Here is a 19827-nt window from a genome sequence, read left to right on the forward strand (position 1 = left end):
TAGGGGACATTTGGGCATTAATTAATTGAATAAAAAACCTTATCCGTGGATAGCTTTCCCATCAACTGCCAGAGCCGCTTCACCAATTGCTTCTGATAATGTCGGATGAGGATGAATGGTATGCGCCACTTCCCAAGGTGCAGCATCGAGAACACGGGCAAGACCTGCTTCAGAAATCAAATCTGTAACATGCGGTCCGATCATATGTACACCAAGGATGTCATCGGTGTCTTTATCTGCCACAATTTTCACAAAGCCATCAGACTCTCCAAATACAAGTGCTTTGCCGATTGCGCGGAAGGAGAACTTTCCAGTTTTTATATTAAAGCCTTTCTCTTTTGCTTCATCCTCTGTTAATCCTACGCTCGCTGCTTCAGGTGCACTGTAAATACATTTGGAAACCAGGCTGTAATCCATTGGAGAAGGATTATGCCCAGCAATGTGCTCAACAGCAGCAATGCCTTCATGGGATGCAACATGGGCAAGCTGAAGGCCGCCTATAACATCACCAATTGCATATATATGGGATTCCTTTGTCTGGAAGTATTCATTCGTTTTAATGAAGCCTTTTTCAATTTGGATATCTGTATTTTCTATGCCAATTCCCTCTACATTTGCCTGCCTTCCAACAGAGACAAGCAGCTTTTCAGCAGAGAATTCCTTTTTTGAATCCTTGACTTCTGCAGAAATTGTTACACCTTCGCCTTTTTGCAATGTTTCAGAAAGAACCTTGGCTCCTGTCACTATTTTTACGCCTTTCTTTTTCAAGAGGCGCTGCATTTCTTTTGATATCTCTTTATCTTCAGTGGGGATAATGCGGTCTGCATATTCAATGACCGTCACGTCTACTCCAAAATCAGATAGCATGGATGCCCATTCAATGCCGATTACACCACCGCCGACAATAATGATGGAATTCGGAACTTCTTCCATAATCAGTGCCTCATCAGAAGTCATCACGAATTGGCCATCAATATCCAATCCTGGAAGCGTACGCGGGCGCGATCCTGTGGCAACAATGACATTCTTAGGAATCAGCATTTCGTTCTCATCACCATTGTTCATTTCAACAGAGATTGTGCCAGGCATTGGCGAAAAAATGGAAGGACCCAGAATACGTCCCGTTCCTTCAAAAACATCAATCTTCCCTTGCTTCATTAGGTGTTGTACACCCTTATGCAGCTGATCAACGATTTTGTTTTTCCTCTCCTGGACTTTACCAAAGTTGATGGATACATCGCTTGTAATAACGCCAAAGTCTTCACTATGTTTTGCTGTTGCAAAAACTTCAGCACTTCTCAACAATGCCTTGCTTGGTATACACCCTTTATGGAGGCAGGTTCCTCCCAGCTTCCCTTTTTCAACAATTGCAGTTTTTAATCCCAGCTGCGATGCACGGATGGCAGCTACATAACCGCCAGTGCCACCGCCTAAGATGACTAAATCATATTCCTGTGCCAAAGTTGCATCCTCCTTTTATTTAATTGCTGCTGTGTTTGCCAATTTCCCTGGATACTCTTTTTCTTTTTCCTCATCGCGCAGAACACGCAGAGCCCCTTCTGCAAGAGCTTGAAGCTCATTTTCACCCGGCTGGATGATTACGTCTGCAATCCAGTTAATACGCTCACTAATTTCCTTCACAAAATCTTTACCATAAGCTAGTCCGCCGGTAAGAATAATGGCATCTACCTTACCGCCTAGTACGGCACTCGCAGAGCCAATTTCTTTTGCAACCTGATAAGCCATTGCTGAATAAACCAGCTTAGCTTTTTTATCTCCATCTTCGATCATCTTTTCGACCTTCACCGCATCATTTGTTCCAAGATAACCAACAAGTCCGCCTTGTCCAACAAGCTTTTTCATAACTTCTTCCCGGTAAAAGCTTCCTGAGTAGCAAAGTGCCACTAAATCGCCAGCCGGGACTGTTCCTGCCCGTTCAGGACTAAATGGCCCGTCACCATGCAAGCCATTATTCACATCAACTACTCTGCCCTGTTTATGGGCACCAACCGTAATACCGCCACCCATATGAGTAACAATGAGGTTCAGCTCCTCATATTTTTTTCCAAGATCTTTTGCAACTCTTCTAGCAACAGCTTTTTGGTTCAAAGCGTGAAATATGCTTTTTCTTTCTATCATTGAGAACCCGGAGATGCGGGCAATTGGATCAAGTTCATCAACTACAACCGGGTCAACAATATAAGATGGGATATTCAGCCCCGAAGCAATTTCATATGCAAGGATTCCGCCCAGGTTTGAAGCATGCTGCCCTGAAAAACCAGCGCGCAAATCCTCAAGCATTGCCTCATTTACAGAATATGTGCCACCCTTTATAGGACGGAGCAGCCCTCCGCGGCCACACACAGCACTTAGCTTTGAAATATTGATGCCTTCATGATCCAATGTTTCAAGAATGGTTTTTTTACGGAATTCATATTGGTCGATAATATTTTCAAATGAGTTAATGATATCTGCATCGTGGCGCAATGTTTTTTCCAGGACAGAAATCTCATTATCGAAAACTCCAATCTTTGTTGAAGTGGATCCCGGATTGATGACGAGAATTCGATGTTCTTGTTCTAGCACGTTTAAACCTCCATTAAAAAGCGGAAATATCCTTGTAAATTCTATTACAAAGGACAATTAAGCTGCCGCTCCCGTATTTTATTCAATTCTATTTTAAAGGCAAAGACGCTGAATTTGCATTCAGCGTTTTGCTTTCCAGGCTCAAAGGCCATTTTTCCGGAATGGGATCTATTAAATCAATGATTGCCTAGAGGCATTATCTGCGGCTCAGGATATGATGGCCGTTTTGTAAGAATTGTCCTCTTGAGTTGCGCATTCTTTCAATTCTTTCCTCAGCCATACGGTCAGCCGCTTTGTATGTCGGAATTCCATCTCTTGATGCAATTTCAATTACTTTTTCAATATTATTGTATACTGTTTCAACCTTTTTCATAGCACGCTCACGGTTGTAGCCATATAGCTCATCCGCAACATTGATAACCCCGCCCGCATTGATCACATAATCTGGAGCGTAAACGATGCCCATCTCATGGATTTGATCGCCATGTCTTGTTTCCTTAAGCTGATTATTAGCAGCTCCTGCAATCACTTTTGCTTTCAGCTGTGGAATTGTGTCGTCGTTGACTGTTGCGCCTAATGCACATGGAGCATAAATATCACACTCAACACCATAAATTTCATTTGGATCAACGGCTTTTGCCCCAAATTCTTCCACTGCACGCTTGACTGCTTCTTTATTAATATCTGTCACAATCAGCTGAGCGCCTTCTTCACGAAGATGGCGGCAAAGATTGTAGGCAACATTTCCTACACCCTGAACAGCAATTGTTTTTCCTTCCAATGAATCTGTTCCAAAAGCTGCTTTTGCTGCTGCTTTCATTCCTCTATATACGCCATAGGCTGTAACAGGTGATGGATTTCCCGAAGATCCGAAAGCAGGTGAAATTCCAGTTACATAATCTGTTTCTTCGTGAATCAAATCCATATCTGCTACAGTTGTACCTACATCTTCTGCAGTAATATACCGGCCATTCAAACCTTGAATATATCGGCCGAAAGCACGGAACATCTCTTCATTTTTGTCTTTGCGGGGATCACCGATTATAACAGTTTTTCCTCCGCCAAGATTTAAGCCAGCAGCCGCATTTTTATAAGTCATTCCACGCGCCAGGCGAAGTGCATCCTCAATTGCCGCTTCTTCAGAATCATATGTCCACATGCGTGTTCCGCCAAGGGCAGGTCCTAAAGTAGTATCATGGATTGCAATAATCGCCTTTAATCCTGATTGTTTATCCTGACAAAAAACTACTTGTTCATAATCGTAAGTTTCTAAGTATTTGAAGATTTCCATCTTATAATTCCTCCCGGATTCTTTTATTTGAGTATAAAAAACTGCCAAATTCTATTTGGCAGAGCAAATAGCCAACGCAAGCGAGTAGAGCTTGCTTTCAGACGAATCTGCTCTGGATGTTAAAACGATTGGGGCTTTTGCGCCGGCTATGACTGCTCCCACTTTTGCCCTGGCAAAGTAGACGAGCGATTTATAAAGTGCATTTCCCACTTCTATCGTCGGCACTAGTAAAATGTCTGCTTGTCCGGCAACATCACTCTTTATTCCTTTATGTTCTGCAGCCTCAAATGAGATCGCAAGGTCCAAAGCCAATGGGCCGTCAATTATACAATCTTTGATTTGTCCCCGCTTATTCATAAGGGTCAATGCAGCCGCATCCAACGTAGCCTGCATCGCAGGATTTACAGCTTCCACCGCGGCAATTGGGGCTACCAGCGGCTTCTCAACCCCTATACTCCTTGCGATATCAACTGCATTAATCACAATCTGAGCTTTCTGATTAAGATCCGGCGCAATATTCATAGCGGCATCTGTTACAATCGTAAATTGGCCAAAACCAGGAACCTCAAAAACCGCAACATGCGATAATATGTTTCCCGTTCGCAAACCATATTCTTTATTTAGAACAGCCTTTAAAATGCCTGCTGTAGGAATATTTCCCTTCATCAATACATTTGCTTTTAGCTCTTTAACAGCCCTTACAGCTTGTTCAGCCGCTAATGCTGCAGATTTTGTGTGGAAGATTTTAAGCTTAGGGCTTTCAGCTATCCCGCTATGCTTTTCATTGATCAGAGATTTAATCTTTTCTTCATCCCCGAATAATAGAAAGCTTGCCAGGTTAAGTTTTAAAGCTTCAGCAACAGCTTCTAGCACATCTTCATCTTCAGCTGCGGCCACAGCTACTGTTTTCTCACCATATTGGGTTGCTTTCCGTAGAAGCGAATCCAATTCCATCTGTCTCAACCCCCCTACAAGAAACTTGGTGATCCATTTAAAATACTTGCAAGAAGCATGCCAACTTCAAAATGTGATGAAAACGCTTTATTCATCTAGCTAAAGCATGAAAATATTTGCATACTATGAAAATTATTGCATGCCACTATTTGCAATATTATATTTATCAATCTTGTAGTATAAATTCCTAACTGATAATCCCAGGGTTTTTGCTGTTAGCGTTTTATTTCCATTCAGCTTTTGAAGTGTCTGTCGGATCATTTTTTCCTCATATTGTTCAACTAACTGCGACAGGGGTTTCCCCTCAACTTTTCCCGGCATTTCCTGGCTGGCTGCCGGGCTCTTTGATTTAACCAGTTCCGGGATATGCCTTTCCTCAATGTCAGTTTCATTGTAGCTCATAAAGATAATGGCTCTCCCCAGTATGTTGTCCAATTCCCTGACATTCCCCGGCCAATGATAGGCAATGAGCTTCTTGATCGCCTCTCCTTTCACTCCTTCTACATTGCGCCCATATTCCTGATTTATTTTTTGGATCAGCCTGCTGCAGAGCAGCGGGATATCTTCCTTCCTTCTCCTTAATGGAGGAATATGTATTGGCACCCTATTTAGTCTATAATATAAGTCTTCCCTAAAGGTGCCATTTGCAATTCCCTTTTCTAAATTGATATTAGTGGCAGCTATAATCCTTACATCAATATTTATCGGCTTCGTTCCCCCAACCCGGGTGATTTCATGCTCCTGAAGCACCCTTAGAAGCTTCGCTTGAGTATTGGCTGTCAGCTCGCCGATTTCATCGAGAAAAATACTTCCTTTATCAGCCTCCTCAAAAAGGCCTCTCTTACCTCCTCTTTTTGCTCCAGAAAAAGCCCCTTCTTCATAGCCAAAAAGTTCGCTTTCCAACAAAGATTCCGATAACGCTGCACAATTGACCCTGATAAATTTGTTATATTTTCTGTCGCTTGCATTATGTATGGCATGAGCAAACAATTCTTTGCCTGTACCTGATTCGCCGCGCAAGAGGACAGTTGCAGGTGTTTTAGCTCCGAGCTTCGCCTGTTCAATGGCGATTGTCATTTCTTCGGATGTGCCAATGATATCCTCAAAGGAATATTTCGCCTCTAATGTCCTGATGATTTGCCTGGCACGGCTCAATTCACGGTTCAGGTTTTGAATTTCCGAAACATCATGGATAACACCAACACTTCCTTTTAGTTTCCCGTTAACAATTACTGGAGCGACATTAACGAAAACATCCTTTTTTTTAGGACCGACCCTCATGGATACTCCCCTCATCGCTCTTCTTGTTTGCAGAACTTTCATATGTACACTTTCACCTTCTGAGATATCAGCAGTTGCCGGACGGCCTATCACTTCCTCTTCTTCAAGACCTGTAAGCCTTGTATATGCAGGATTAATCAGTAGCCCTTTACCATTCTCATCCACAACAGAAATGGCTTCTTCACTGGAATGGATAATCGCCTGCAGCATAGTCTGAATTTCCTTCAAATCGGTTATCTCCTCGGCAAGTGATACCACTTCCGTGATATCCTTAAAGACTGAAAAGGCACCCATTAACTCATTATTTTCTCCAAGCATGGGGATTCTGGTTGTTATAATCTTTAAGCCATTCCCCAATATCATTTCCTGATTGGACTCTACCTTTCTTGTTACCAATACTCGCGGGAGCAGACTTTCCCCGATCACATCGATAATTTTATTGCCTAAAGCATCTTTTCTTTTAATCCCTGTCATTATTTCTGCACTTTTGTTAAATACAGTAATTTCGGCTTGATTGTTAATGACTATCATGCCATCATCTGTCGAATTAAAAATCAAATCAAGCTTGTTTTTTTCATTTCTGAAATTTGAAATAAGCTCTTCTTTTTCTTTTAGAAGCTTTGCGATTAAATAAGCAACACTGCCTGGTATTAATACTGTGTCTTTGCTCCTTGCTTCTCGAATTTCCACAAAAACCTGTTTATTGCCAGTCACTTCGATGATAATATCGATATTTTGATTCATGAAATCACGCCAATTCGAACCAACCAGAATGCCATTCTCTTTGGCAAGCTCAAGTCCAGGGGCAGCAGGATCTATATCCACCATCGCTTTAACATCCAGAACAGCAGTCTCTTTTATTATTTTAAAGATTGATGTACCGCCTTTGCCTGCTCCAACAATCATAACAGTTTGCATAATCTTACCCGCTTTCATCAAAAATCCCTGCACTCCAGCCCAAATAAGAATGCAATATTCTTCACACTGATTATTTTAGCATAGTTGTTTGACTTGACAAATTTCCTTAATGATTTATTATTTCGATAGATGACTTCGTTTAATGAAGGGGATTTTTATATATGATCAGACTATTCGCACTGCTGGTTTTATTGCTCCCAGGCATTTTGGCTGTTTATGGAATAAAATTAATGAGAGATATGGCGTTCGGAATCCTGCAGAGCCCTTTTCCTTATCTTTGGCTGCAATTCATTGCCGGATTGCTCTTTCTGCTGGTTGGACTTGGATTTGTAGCAGGATTTATCCTTTACCGCGATCGAAAAAGAAATAATGTTCAAGCTCGGTTTAAAATAAAGTGAAACTTCAATCAGGTGGAGGAAAAATAAAATAAACACAAAAAGGGTTCAGTATGAAGGACTTCGTACTGAACCTTTTTATTATCTTGCTGTTGACTATTCTTCAATCTACGAAAGGTTATCAATGAGCTTATTAAACCTTTCCACAAGAAAAGCGCAATGCGCCTTGACCACCCCCGACTAGCACAAGACGAGCCTCACGGAAAGGCGTCCTTTGCCCTTTATCAGGAAGCGATTTAGTCCTTACCCTTTCAGGAAGCCTTATGCTCCAAACGAAGCTTGTCGGCAACCATCGCGATGAACTCCGAATTGGTAGGCTTTGCTTTAGTCATGCTGACTGTGTATCCGAATAGCGATGAAATAGAATCAATATTTCCGCGGCTCCATGCCACTTCAATTGCATGGCGGATTGCACGTTCCACACGGCTTGCTGTTGTATTAAATTTCTTCGCAATATCAGGGTATAGTACTTTTGTGATGGACCCGAGAAGTTCTATATCGTTATATACCATAGAGATTGCTTCGCGAAGATATAAATAGCCTTTAATATGCGCAGGCACACCAATTTCATGAATAATGCTTGTAATGCTCGCATCCAAATTTTTAGGCTTCGCCTCTGCCTGTGGACGATAAGAAGGAGCTGGTTTGCGCAGAACGGCACTGGACTTCCCGCTGACCTGGCGGATATGGCTTGCCAGATTTTCCATATCAAACGGCTTTAAGATAAAGTAAGAAGCACCCAGGTCTACTGCCTTTGTGGTTACATCTTCCTGGCCAAAGGCAGTAAGCATAATAACATTAGGGAGAGAAATCAAGTTTAGATTTCTCATCTTTTCAAGCACCGCAAGGCCATCCAGGTGCGGCATAATGATATCTAAAACAAGTACGTCAGGCTGTGTCTGTTCTAAAACTTCTAAACATTCCTGGCCATTATGTGCTACCCCCGCTACTTCCATATCCTCCTGGGAAGATATATATTCTTCTAAAAGGCCGACTAGCTCCCTGTTGTCATCCACAATACAAACTTTTATTTTCTTCACTTACTTTCCTCCTCGGTCCATTTGTGGTCTCTTTAAAAGATGTTCAAAAAATTTGAACATCATCTTTTGGTTTCTATTTCTATTCTAAATGACAAATTCGACAATGCAACAAAAATTCCTCTAGTTTTTTGAAAATTTCTAAAAAAACCGGCAAAACCTTATTTTTTCTTTTGTTTTCTTCTCTTTTCGACTACTTTCGGCATTTACTTTAATTTCCATTAGTTTTTGTCGAAAAATCTTTTTTTGTATACCCATTTTATCATAAAGTATGACTGATTTTGCAAACTTTTAACATGTGGTAAGCATAGGGCTGCTCGCTTTTCGCGGTGGAAATCAACTGGCATTTTATAAGCAAAATCTTTGATATCATAAGAAAAGTGCAAGGCACCCCCTATCGGCTTCAAGCATAAGACGAGCCAACTAAAAGGTTTTTTTTTAAGCTTTTGGACGGGTTGTCTTAGACACGAGAGCCGATGCGCCTGGAGCTAGACAGTTCTCTAAGTTCAACGAGATATAAATTCTTATAATATAAAAAAGACGGGAATAATCCCGCCTTTTCTTTTATCCATAAGATATTCAAGATGCTTTTTCTTCTGCCTTTTCATATATATCAATTCCAGCTTCATTTAACATCCATTCAATATGGACTCCGTAACCGGACGTTGGATCGTTTACAAAAACATGCGTTACCGCTCCAATCATTTTGCCATCTTGAATGATAGGGCTTCCGCTCATGCCCTGGACAATTCCACCAGTTTTATCAAGCAGCTTTTGGTCAGTGACTTTTATAACCATGCCTTTTGTAGCAGGGAATTTTTGCGGAATGGTGCTTACAATTTCGATATCGAACAGTGAAACTTCATCATTATCAACCACAGTCAAAATTTGCGCTGGACCTTCTTTTACTTGATGAGATAATGCGATAGGCATTGGTTTGTCAAAAATGCCGTTTTTCATATTCCGGTTTAATTCGCCAAATATTCCGAAAGGACTGTTTCTGACAATATTGCCGATTACTTCTTTATCAGAAGAGAAACGAGCCAGTTTTTCCCCTGGATTGCCGTTGCTTCCTTTTTCAATGGAAGTAACAGTCGATCTGACAATTTGTCCATCTTCAACCACAATCGGCTTCTTTGTATCCATATCAGATATCACATGGCCTAATGCACCATATTTCTTTGATTCTGGATGATAAAAAGTCATCGTGCCGATGCCAGCTGCCGAATCGCGAATATAAAGGCCAAGCTTATAGGTGTCTTCCCCGTTTTCTCTTAATGGAATCAGCTCGGTCTTTACTTTGCCGCTTTCACGGCTGATAACGATTTGCAACGCCTTTCCCGTCTTTCCTGCCTCTTGAACAAATGGAGCTACATCGGACATTTTTTCAATTTTCTTGCCGTTGATTTCTGTAATAATATCTCCAATTTTTATGCCCGCAGTTTCACCTGGCGAAGCTTTGCCTTCAGCTGTGTTCACTTGATGGTGCCCTACTACTAAAACACCCACTGTATTAAGCTTTACTCCTATGCTCTGGCCTCCAGGAATTACCCTAAAATCCTTCAAAACATTGACATCAACCTTTTTAATTGGAAAACCCGCCAGCTCTAAAAACATTTCATTTTTTCCATTTTCACGCGCATGCAGGGATACGGTATGGTTATCTTCTTTAAGTGAAATACTTGAGTTATCTATGGTAAAACCAGCTGATACAGCTTCTGCTTTCGCAAAGTCCAGCTGCTGTCCTTCGAAAAGAGTTATATTTCCAGGAACTTGCAAATATTCTTGAATTGGTTTTGAAAAACCTAATGAAATTAATGAAACAAGGAGAATTCCACCAATTATTTTACGTAAAACATCATATGTCAAATTTTTCACTCTCCTCGCTTCTAGTCCATCCACGTCTAATGGCTACATCTATAATTTTGCCTGCATTGAAGGCATTTATAACAGGCTTAAAGATAAAAAAAGCTATCCTTCTTTGGATAGCTTTTCATGGTATTGGCATCCTTCCTGCTTAGGCTGATTTTTAAGCAGTGGGCCAGAGGAATTTGAGCGTCTGGTAATTATTTTAACTGGCTGGCCAGCTGGAGCAATTCCTTTGCATGCTCCTTAGTTAAGTCCGTAATTTCAACCCCTGAAATCATGCGCCCAATTTCCTTGACTTTTTCATCTTCTGATAATGGTTTAACAGTCGTTTTAGTACGCCCATCTTTTGTTTTTTTGGAAATAAATAAATGTGTATCAGCCATAGCGGCTACCTGCGGAAGGTGCGAGATGCATAAAACTTGTGAATTTATAGAGACATGATGAATTTTCTCTGCAATCGCTTGGGCAACCCTTCCGCTGACTCCTGTATCCACCTCATCAAATATAATGCTTGTGACTCCCTGATGCTTTGAAAAAATGCTTTTTAAAGCAAGCATGATTCTGGAAAGTTCGCCACCAGATGCAATCTTAGATAATGGCTTAATGGGCTCTCCCGGATTGGTCGATAGATAAAATTCCGCTTTGTCGATTCCATTCTTTAAAAAGCTTTCAGGTTCAGATGAAAATTTAACTTCGAAAACGGTTTTTTCCATATATAATTCCTTAAGCTCTTTGTGAATTAATTTCGTTAATTTCAGAGCGGACTTTTTTCGCAGCTGGCTGAGTTCTTCAGCTTCAACCAGAAGATCTTTTTTCAACGCAGCCACTTCTTTCTGGAGGGTATCAATATGCGTCTCTTTATTTTGCAGCGTCTCAATTTCCTCTTCTATTTTAGCTGCATACTCCATAACTTCTTCTACAGTCTTCCCATACTTTCGTTTTAATCCATTAATTTCAGTAAGCCTATCTTCTATTTCATTAAGCCTCTGTGGGTTAAATTCCATAAAATCCATTTCATTTCGGAGTGAACTAGCAGAGTCCTCAAGCAAATAAAAGCAATTTGAAACATTCTCAGCTATTTCTTTATATGCCGGCTCAAGTTCAGCTGCATCCTGCACATGCGCCTTGACCATTCCAATCCAGTCCAATCCCTTTTGCTCGCCCTGCAGAGCATTGTATCCTGATTGCAAAGATTCGTAAATCCGTTCGAAATTGGAAAGTTTTCTTCTTTCTTCATACAGCTTTTCGTCTTCATTTGCCTTTAGCTGTGCTGACTGGATTTCGTCCAGCTGAAATTGTATTAAATCCAGACGATGTGCCATCTGCTGCTCGTTCTCACTTAAACTTTTAAGTTTTTTTAGTGTGGTTTCATAGGACCGGTATATTTCTTGATATTCACCTAATGCACTTGCAATTTTATTTCCGCCAAATTGATCCAGAAGCGAAAGATGCTGGGTTTCATCCATTAGTTCCTGATGCTCATGCTGACCATGAATATCAATCAGTGTACTTCCGATTTCCCTTAGAGTGGAGATTGTAACAAGTTTACCATTAACCCTGCAGACGCTTTTTCCAGATTTGGATATATCCCTGCGCAGAACAACCATGCCGTCTTCGATATCTATCCCAAATTCCACTGTCTTTTTATAACAGGGGTGCTTGGGATCATCCAATTGGAATAGCCCTTCAATCTCCGCCTTATCTTCACCATGACGAACAAACTCAGCAGATCCTCTGCCGCCTACAAGCAAATGGATCGCATCAATAATTATGGACTTTCCAGCTCCCGTTTCGCCAGTTAAAACAGTTAAGCCCTTTTCAAATGAAACAGAAAGGGCTTCAATAATAGCAAAGTTCCTTATAGATATTTCATTCAACAATCATATCACCCCAAAAATTAGAGCATTTCAAGAAAACGGTTTGAAATTGCCTCCGTACCCTCCGGTGTTTTGCAAATGATTAAGCATGTATCGTCACCACAAATCGTTCCTAATATTTCTTCCCAATCCAGGTTATCAATAAGAGCCCCAATAGCCATTGCATTCCCGGGAAGCGTCTTCATTACCAGCAAATGCCCAGCAGTATCCACACGGACAAAAGCATCCATTAAGTTCCTTTTTAGCTTTTGCAAAGGATTGAAGCGCTGGTCTGCCGGAAGGCTATATTTATATCTTCCATCCATCAATGGCACTTTTACAAGATGAAGTTCTTTAATATCCCTTGAAACTGTCGCCTGAGTAACATTGAATCCTGCATTTTTCAGCTCATCGACCAGGTCATCCTGTGTTTCAATATCGTTATTTGTTATAATTTCTCGTATTTTAATGTGTCTTTGGCCTTTATTCACTTTTATCACCTCTACAATTAACCCGCTGATCGGCTTTCTCTAAGGCTCTTTCCGTATATATTGTTGTTTTTACTCAAGAATTTTGACCATTGATTACAGCACCGGGCATTTGCTTTCCGCGGGGAGGATAAGAGCCTCCTCGGCTTCGCCTGTGGGGTATCCCCTCCGCTACAATCAACTCAGCAAATGAAACTAAGTAATTGAAAAGCAACAAACCTTACGAAAACAGTCTTCTTTAAACATAAAATTTCACTAATAAATAAAGTATAATCTCCCCTTATGTTAGCCGATTTTCCCTATAAAGTACAATTTTTCCCCGCAATAAATATAAACAATTCGTTAAAACTCGACAAAATCCTTTCTTGCGATTTAAACAAGGCTGTTTAAAGCAACAACCTTTAGAAAACACCATATAAAAAGGAACAGGCTTATGCCTATTCCTCTTCGCTTGCTTGCTTAGTTTTTAACTCGGCATGTGCTGATTTTACAACTTCATTTGTTTGGACTCTTAATCGGTTCTCGCCCTCTTGTTTGATCCCAGACCAGTTCAAATGCAATAAAAACTCAATATTGCCGTCACCGCCAGTTATTGGTGAGTAAGATACATTATTCACGTCAAAACCGAGAGTCAGTGAAAATTCAATAATTTTATCAAGCACCGCTTCATGGACCTTGGAATCCCTTACGATGCCCTTTTTTCCAACCTGTTCACGGCCAGCTTCAAACTGGGGTTTTACAAGCGCCACAACATCACTGCCGGATACCAGAAGCGTTTTGAGGACAGGTAAAATCAGTTTTAGCGATATAAAGGAAACATCGATGGAAGCAAAATCAGGCATTCCAGCTTGAAGGTCGGAAGGCGTTACATAGCGGAAGTTTGTCCTTTCCATGACGATAACCCGTTCATCCTGCCTTAGCTTCCAGGCAAGCTGATTATATCCTACATCAAGTGCATAAGACATTTTAGCTCCATTTTGCAGGGCACAATCAGTAAAGCCTCCAGTTGAAGAACCGATATCAAGCAAAAGTTTGCCTTCCACATTTAAGTCAAAAACCTTGAGAGCTTTTTCTAGCTTTAGTCCCCCTCGGCTGACATATGGCATTACTTTCCCCTTTAGGATTAAGGGGATATCTATGCTGACCTTCTCCCCGGGTTTATCAAGCCTGCTCTCATTGCTGAATACAAGACCTGCCATTACAGCCCTTTTAGCCTTTTCCCTTGTTTCCGCAAGACCTCTTTCAACTAATAAAACATCTAATCGTTCTTTTTTTGTTTTCATTCTTTAAGCCCTTTTTTGTTTTTTTCTTGCTAGTTTGCTCATTTTTTCAACAATATCCCCTACAGTCATGCCGATTTCCTCTAACAGCTCTTTTACACTGCCATGTTCAATAAATTTATCAGGTATGCCCATTCTGTCGATTTTTGCATGATGAAACCCCTGTTCATGAGCGTATTCCAAAATTGCACTACCAAATCCGCCCTGGAGTACAGCTTCTTCTATAGTCAGAACCGGCATGTTTTCAGCGAACAATTCCTGCAGCATCTTCTCATCGAGAGGCTTAATAAAACGTGCATTCACTACTTTTACCGAGCAGCCTTGTTTTTCAAGCTGCTCTGCTGCTTTCATAGCCATCTGAATTGTCGTCCCAAAGGTAAGGATGGCTGCGTCATTTCCTTCCCTCAGAACCTCCCAAGTGCCAATCGGAATGGCTTTTAGCTTATCATCCATCGGCACTCCTATTCCATTGCCGCGCGGAAAACGCATGGCTATAGGGCCATCATTGTAGTCGATTGCCGTTTTAACCATGTGCTGGCCCTCATTTTCATCCTTTGGCATCATTAAAACCATATTTGGCAAATGTCTTAAAAAGGCTATATCAAAAACGCCCTGATGGGTTTCCCCATCTGCACCAACAAGCCCTGCACGGTCTATCCCGATAAACACATTCAAATTCTGCCTAGCAATATCATGCACGACCTGATCATAAGCACGCTGAAGGAAAGTTGAATATATAGCCAGGAAAGGCTTCATATCTTGCGTCGCCAATCCTGCTGCCACAGTTGCTGCATGCTGCTCGGCAATCCCCACATCAAACATTCTGTCAGGGAACTCTCCAGCAAATCCTTCCAGCTTCGATCCAACAGGCATTGCTGGTGTAATAGCCACGATTCGTTCATCTTCTCTGGCTAGCCTTCTTACCGTCTCGCTGACAAGCTTGCTCCATGCTGGCGGTGCAATTGCCGGTTTGACAAAATCGCCGGTTTCCATTTTATATGGACCTGTACCGTGCCAGGTTCCAATCTTATCGCTTTCTGCAGGCTGATAGCCCTTTCCTTTTTTGGTAATGACATGCAGAAGGACCGGTCCCTCTGTCTTCTTTGCATAAGCCAAGTTTTCAAATAGATCTTCATAGTTATGGCCATCTACAGGTCCTAAATAGGTAAAGCCCATTTCTTCAAAAAACATCCCTGACACAAATAGATATTTCAGGCTATCCTTTAGCCTCTCAGCAGTGGAAGCTAACTTTCCGCCAACTGCAGGAACCTTTTTCAGGAAATACTCCAGTTCATCCTTTACCCGATTATATTTGCCGGCTGTCCGTAGTCTCCCAAGCACATTATGCAGCGCGCCCACATTTGGGGCGATCGACATTTCATTATCATTCAAAATGACAATCATGTTCTTCTTTTCATGGCCAATATGGTTCAGTGCTTCTAAAGCCATACCGCCAGTTAGCGCCCCATCCCCTATGACCGGGATAACATAGCTATCTTCTTTTTTCAGGTCTCTGGCGATGGCCATTCCCATTGCGGCAGATAAAGAAGTTGAACTATGTCCCGTTTCCCAAACATCATGTTCGCTTTCAATCATCTTCGGGAACCCGCAAAGACCTTTGTATTGCCTTAATGTATCAAATTGGGACGCACGGCCAGTCAATATTTTATGTACATAGGATTGATGGCCGACATCCCAAATGATTTTATCTTTGGGGCTATCGAAGCATTTATGAAGTGCTACTGTCAATTCCACGACTCCCAGGTTAGGGCCGATATGGCCGCCAGTACCCGAAAGCTTTTCAATGAGGAATTTGCGAATTTCCTGGCTTAGATTTTCAAGTTCTTTATTAGAAAGCCCCTTCAAAAAGGAAGGGTCTTTAATTGTTAACAGATCCATTCTGCGGACCACTCACTTTCGTTTCTTATTCGTCCGTTTTTTTAATTTCGTTCTTTTCTTGTCTTTTATTATAACAATATGGAATTTATCCTCAAGAAATTGCAGAACTTTCCCTACCTGGAAGATAATATCTTTAGAGTACCTTATAGCAAGAGATTTTCCAAATGCTTTTCCTCCAACAGTCATTGCAGCTATAATGCTTGTTATAATAACGGAAGAAGCATATTCGAATACGCTGCTGTGATCCATTTGAAATGAGACTGTCAGCTGTACAATTACTATGGCTGCAGCCGCACCGCTAATAATCCCTGAAATATCGCCGATTACATCATTGCAAAAACTGGCAAACCGATCTGCATTTCTAACGATGCGAATCGAATACCTGGCTCCATATACCTTATTGGAAGCCATGGAATGAAAAGGCACTTCATCAGCCGCTGTGGCGGCAATTCCTATCATATCAAAAAAAATGCCAATTAAAACAATAATGGATACAACAATTAGACCGGTTCCCCATGAAACACCATTCAATATGGAGTTGGAGATAATTGAAAAAAGAGCCGCTAGCACAAAAGTGATAACGGCAATACTGAAGCTCCATTTAATCGAATTCCGCAGCAACTCTTTCATTTCTGTAAATACTTCCTTTTGAATTAAGAATGAATAAGAGGCGGGGCTCGCCGGTTTTTCGCGAAATCAAGTTCGCCTGTTCAGCTTCAGCAAGAGCTTCGCCTCTTTCTTTGTGATTATTAAGCTTTAACCGCTATGGCAAGCTGCCCATATAGGACAATTTATGTATGAGGGGCAAACCCCTCAAAAATTTCTGGTAAATAGGATGGCCATACAAAGGGTTAAGATTGCGGCTTAGGTCCAGTAGGTTTTCCCAAGCGAATACCGGATGTCGCCATACCGGCGGTTTCCCTTTAAATCCGCCTTAGCTGTGTCGCCATCAGCTAGACTGGATTGCCACTTAGTCCGCACTATAATCCCCTTTATATGTCATTGGAACAGTCTAGGAGATTTCCTCGGCAGCCTTTAACCATTTCCCTAGCCTCTTTTGCAAAGAAGATTTCATACAGGCGAAAAAGCATATATCAATGGCCAACTGATGTATGCCCTTATAACTGTAATCCCCTCTATCCTCACTCAAGGCAGGCTACGCTGCTAGTGATCTCCCATGGAATCACATTGCAGGTTCATAACCCGAGATTTCAGCGCTTACGCTTTCGCTGCAGCACGGCCTTCGGGGCCTCCGCGGTGAAAGGGTCAACGCCCACATGCCTTTGCAGATCGCCCTTACACCTTACTCCCTGAATCGACCCAAGGCTGGGCGCCTCAAGCCAAAACAAGGAACTTCATCGATGTGCCCTTTAGTGGATTTTTAGCCCCACCTTCAGGAATGGTAGGCCGACTAGAATACTGCACCATCCATATATCTCTATTATAGCATAATTGCTGTTGTGCAACAAACGGTCCTGGCACAGTGAGCTTCTAATGACTTCTCTGTGCAATCAAATCAGTAATCGATTCAAGAAGCCCTGTATTTAACCCTGTCTCAATTAGTTTTTCCTTGGCAGCTCTTATATGGTTACTGAGCGCTTTCTTAGCTCCCTCCATTGTGAGAAGGGAAGGATAGGTGCTTTTGTTTTTGGATTCATCACTGCCAATAGGCTTGCCTATCTCCTCCTCTGTGCCTTCAAGATCAAGAATGTCATCCCTGATTTGAAAAGCCAGCCCAAGATGATAGGCAAAATCTGATAAAGCCTTGATTGTGTCCTCGCTGGCTTTGGCTAAAATTGCACCTGATATCACGCTGCACTCTAGAAGCCTTCCTGTTTTATGAAGGTGAATATACTCAAGTTCTTCCAAAGAAAGATGCTTCCCTTCCCCTTTAATGTCTGCAGCCTGTCCGCCAACCATTCCTTCGGCACCGGATGCTTTAGACAGCTCCATTATTAAGGCAAGCTTAACATCGGCTGAAGCATATTCTTGCGGAGTTTCAGTGATGGACTGGAAGCTATATGTAAGCAGTGCATCGCCAGCAAGAATAGCAAGTGCTTCTCCAAATACTTTGTGGTTCGTTGGCTTTCCCCGTCTTAAATCATCATCATCCATGCTGGGAAGATCATCATGGATAAGGGAGTAGGTATGGACCATTTCAATGGCCGCTGCCGTCCATAAACCTTTTGCAGGATTCTCACCAAAGGCTGCCATAGCTGCAAATAAAAGCAATGGTCTTATCCGCTTGCCTCCCGCCTCGAGAGAGTACAGCATTGATTGTTTTATCTCATCAGGGGAATTCAATTTGCTGATGTTATCCTTTAGCTGGTTTTCAAGCATTTGTTTGTAGTGTTCAGAAAAAGAATCCAGGGATTGGTGCAGCAATATTATTCCTCCTCAGGGATGGAGAAATTTTCTTTGCTCCCATCCTCGGTCAGTATTTCGGTTAGTTGTGATTCAACATTTTTCAATTTATCATGGCATAGCTTTGAAAGCTCCATGCCCCTTTTATAAATATTTATCGCTTCTTCAAGAGGCACATCGCCTTCCTCTAGCTTTTCTACTATTACCTCCAACTCTTCCATCGCTTCTTCAAATGAAAGTTTTCTATCCTCCGCCATTCCATTCACTCCTCAATTTCCGTTACACGGCAATTAATTGTTCCATCTGAAACCTTCACCTTTATATGATCATCTATGTGAATTTGAGCTACGGTTTTTATCAGTGTTTTTTTCTCGGTATACGCAAGACTATAGCCTCGGTCCATTATTTTAAGCGGGCTGAGCGCTTCCAATGTAGAAAGAACCCTCGCAAAATCTTTTTCTTTGTCCGTAACAATATTGCCTATTGATTTGTCAAGCCGTCTTTTTAGCCTGTCATGCTTATCCTTTGACTGATCGATCAGCTGTCTGGGATGGCTCCGGGCTAAACGTATTTGCAAGGTCTCAGCATGCTCAGACTTTAAATCATGAAGCCGTTTGGATCCCCTCACAAGCTGTTCCGTCATTTTATCCAGCTGCTCCAATTTTTGTTCGTATAATTTTTGAGGATATCTGAACGCATATGACTTTTTGAGCCTTAGCAGCCTTTGATATTGAAAAACAACTTGTTCCTTCATAGCTCTGATCAGCCTCGATTGCCTATTGAAAAGCCTCTCCGTTAAATCGTCTATATGCGGGACTGCCAATTCGGCAGCGCCTGTCGGGGTTGGCGCTCTAAGGTCAGCCACAAAATCTGCGATGGTAAAATCCGTTTCATGCCCGACAGCAGAAATGATTGGAATCTCTGAATGAAAGATTGCCCTGGCCACCTGCTCTTCATTGAAAGCCCAAAGCTCTTCGATGGAGCCGCCTCCACGGCCAATGATCAAGACATCGGCTTCCATCATACTATTAGCCATTTTAATCGAACTTACGATGGAAGCAGCAGCCTGGCTGCCTTGGACTAATGCTGGATAGATAAGAATATTCACAATCGGATAACGCCTTTTTATCGTGGTCAATACATCTCTTACAGCAGCACCTGTTGGGGATGTGATTACCGCAACGGTTTTAGGATAGCGTGGTATAGGCCTTTTATCGCTTCGTGAAAATAATCCTTCTTTTTCTAGCTTTTCTTTCAGCTGTTCATATGCCAGATAAAGCTCCCCAATCCCATCCGGCTGCATTTCTTTAATATAAATTTGATATTGTCCGCTTGGCTCGTAAACCGAAACTTCACCCCGGACCAAGACTTTCATGCCATTTTCAGGCCTGAATTTCATTGATTTTGCATTACCTGCAAACATCACAGCAAGGATGCGGGCTTTCTCATCCTTCAATGTAAAATACATATGGCCGCTGGAATGCTGCTTGAAGTTTGAAATTTCTCCCTTCACCGTAATATTCTGCAGATGGGGATCAGCATCAAATTTTCTTTTTATGTACTTTGTTAACGCGTTGACTGTTAGGTACTGATGTTCCTTCATAACAAT

Annotated in this window: 16 protein-coding genes; 1 reads left to right on the forward strand and 15 read right to left on the reverse strand. The window is 41.8% G+C overall.

The genetic code is table 11. The annotated features are described in order from the left end of the window. Window positions 1–39 precede the first annotated feature (39 nt). From lpdA to NCCP133_RS01330, 5 genes are all read right to left on the reverse strand, one after another. Window positions 40–1461 carry a dihydrolipoyl dehydrogenase gene (lpdA, locus tag NCCP133_RS01310; RefSeq protein ID WP_264803163.1) on the reverse strand — a complete coding sequence of 474 codons (1422 nt, stop codon included), beginning with the start codon at window positions 1459–1461 and terminating at the stop codon, window positions 40–42. A 15-nt stretch (window positions 1462–1476) separates the two neighbouring features. Further along, on the reverse strand, window positions 1477–2586 hold the full coding sequence (gene buk / locus NCCP133_RS01315; protein WP_264803164.1) for a butyrate kinase: 1110 nt from the start codon (window positions 2584–2586) through the stop codon (window positions 1477–1479). 196 nt (window positions 2587–2782) lie between these two features. Next, window positions 2783–3877, reverse strand: a complete 1095-nt coding sequence (gene bcd / locus NCCP133_RS01320) for a branched-chain amino acid dehydrogenase (protein WP_264803165.1) — start codon at window positions 3875–3877, stop codon at window positions 2783–2785. A gap of 51 nt (window positions 3878–3928) precedes the next feature. Next, a complete protein-coding gene (gene yqiS / locus NCCP133_RS01325; protein WP_264803166.1) occupies window positions 3929–4831 on the reverse strand; it encodes a phosphate butyryltransferase in 903 nt (300 codons plus the stop codon). A 132-nt stretch (window positions 4832–4963) separates the two neighbouring features. Further along, window positions 4964–7030, reverse strand: a complete 2067-nt coding sequence (locus tag NCCP133_RS01330; protein WP_264803638.1) for a sigma 54-interacting transcriptional regulator — start codon at window positions 7028–7030, stop codon at window positions 4964–4966. A gap of 161 nt (window positions 7031–7191) precedes the next feature. Here NCCP133_RS01330 and NCCP133_RS01335 point away from each other — a divergent pair, with 161 nt between their 5' ends. After that, window positions 7192–7428 carry a DUF2627 domain-containing protein gene (locus NCCP133_RS01335; protein WP_264803167.1) on the forward strand — a complete coding sequence of 79 codons (237 nt, stop codon included), beginning with the start codon at window positions 7192–7194 and terminating at the stop codon, window positions 7426–7428. A gap of 248 nt (window positions 7429–7676) precedes the next feature. Here NCCP133_RS01335 and spo0A read toward each other — a convergent pair whose 3' ends face one another. The 10 genes from spo0A to xseA form a co-directional block, all read right to left on the reverse strand. Beyond that, window positions 7677–8465 (reverse strand): sporulation transcription factor Spo0A, encoded by a 789-nt coding sequence (spo0A, locus tag NCCP133_RS01340; RefSeq protein WP_264803168.1) that lies wholly within the window; start codon window positions 8463–8465, stop codon window positions 7677–7679. A gap of 576 nt (window positions 8466–9041) precedes the next feature. Further along, the gene (gene spoIVB / locus NCCP133_RS01345) at window positions 9042–10331 is read right to left on the reverse strand and encodes a SpoIVB peptidase (protein WP_264803169.1); all 1290 of its coding nucleotides are present in this window, start codon (window positions 10329–10331) and stop codon (window positions 9042–9044) included. A gap of 197 nt (window positions 10332–10528) precedes the next feature. Continuing rightward, window positions 10529–12211 carry a DNA repair protein RecN gene (gene recN, locus NCCP133_RS01350; RefSeq protein ID WP_264803170.1) on the reverse strand — a complete coding sequence of 561 codons (1683 nt, stop codon included), beginning with the start codon at window positions 12209–12211 and terminating at the stop codon, window positions 10529–10531. Between the two features lie 17 nt (window positions 12212–12228). Further along, entirely contained in the window at window positions 12229–12678 is a 450-nt protein-coding gene (gene ahrC / locus NCCP133_RS01355; protein WP_264803171.1) for a transcriptional regulator AhrC/ArgR, read from the reverse strand. Window positions 12679–13112: 434 nt separating this feature from the next. Then, window positions 13113–13958: a TlyA family RNA methyltransferase gene (locus NCCP133_RS01360; RefSeq protein WP_264803172.1), complete on the reverse strand. Its 846-nt coding sequence runs from the start codon at window positions 13956–13958 to the stop codon at window positions 13113–13115. A 3-nt stretch (window positions 13959–13961) separates the two neighbouring features. Further along, window positions 13962–15854 (reverse strand): 1-deoxy-D-xylulose-5-phosphate synthase, encoded by a 1893-nt coding sequence (dxs, locus tag NCCP133_RS01365; RefSeq protein WP_264803173.1) that lies wholly within the window; start codon window positions 15852–15854, stop codon window positions 13962–13964. Between the two features lie 12 nt (window positions 15855–15866). Next, window positions 15867–16484 (reverse strand): hypothetical protein, encoded by a 618-nt coding sequence (locus tag NCCP133_RS01370; protein ID WP_264803174.1) that lies wholly within the window; start codon window positions 16482–16484, stop codon window positions 15867–15869. A gap of 861 nt (window positions 16485–17345) precedes the next feature. Next, entirely contained in the window at window positions 17346–18236 is an 891-nt protein-coding gene (locus tag NCCP133_RS01375) for a polyprenyl synthetase family protein (protein ID WP_264803639.1), read from the reverse strand. A gap of 5 nt (window positions 18237–18241) precedes the next feature. Then, window positions 18242–18475, reverse strand: a complete 234-nt coding sequence (locus tag NCCP133_RS01380; protein WP_264803175.1) for an exodeoxyribonuclease VII small subunit — start codon at window positions 18473–18475, stop codon at window positions 18242–18244. A 5-nt stretch (window positions 18476–18480) separates the two neighbouring features. Next, the gene (gene xseA / locus NCCP133_RS01385; RefSeq protein ID WP_264803176.1) at window positions 18481–19821 is read right to left on the reverse strand and encodes an exodeoxyribonuclease VII large subunit; all 1341 of its coding nucleotides are present in this window, start codon (window positions 19819–19821) and stop codon (window positions 18481–18483) included. Window positions 19822–19827: the final 6 nt, after the last annotated feature.

This window comes from Cytobacillus sp. NCCP-133 (assembly GCF_026011715.1).
GTDB lineage: Bacteria > Bacillota > Bacilli > Bacillales > Cytobacillaceae > Cytobacillus.

What these genes read in the sequence shown, in the direction of transcription:
- NCCP133_RS01380 (WP_264803175.1), bottom strand. Translation starts at nt 18,475, where the DNA reads ATGGCGGAGGATAGAAAACTTTCATTTGAAGAAGCGATGGAAGAGTTG.
- dxs (WP_264803173.1), bottom strand. Translation starts at nt 15,854, where the DNA reads ATGGATCTGTTAACAATTAAAGACCCTTCCTTTTTGAAGGGGCTTTCT.
- NCCP133_RS01360 (WP_264803172.1), bottom strand. Translation starts at nt 13,958, where the DNA reads ATGAAAACAAAAAAAGAACGATTAGATGTTTTATTAGTTGAAAGAGGT.
- NCCP133_RS01330 (WP_264803638.1), bottom strand. Translation starts at nt 7,030, where the DNA reads ATGCAAACTGTTATGATTGTTGGAGCAGGCAAAGGCGGTACATCAATC.
- bcd (WP_264803165.1), bottom strand. Translation starts at nt 3,877, where the DNA reads ATGGAAATCTTCAAATACTTAGAAACTTACGATTATGAACAAGTAGTT.
- NCCP133_RS01370 (WP_264803174.1), bottom strand. Translation starts at nt 16,484, where the DNA reads ATGAAAGAGTTGCTGCGGAATTCGATTAAATGGAGCTTCAGTATTGCC.
- NCCP133_RS01335 (WP_264803167.1), top strand. Translation starts at nt 7,192, where the DNA reads ATGATCAGACTATTCGCACTGCTGGTTTTATTGCTCCCAGGCATTTTG.
- xseA (WP_264803176.1), bottom strand. Translation starts at nt 19,821, where the DNA reads ATGAAGGAACATCAGTACCTAACAGTCAACGCGTTAACAAAGTACATA.
- yqiS (WP_264803166.1), bottom strand. Translation starts at nt 4,831, where the DNA reads ATGGAATTGGATTCGCTTCTACGGAAAGCAACCCAATATGGTGAGAAA.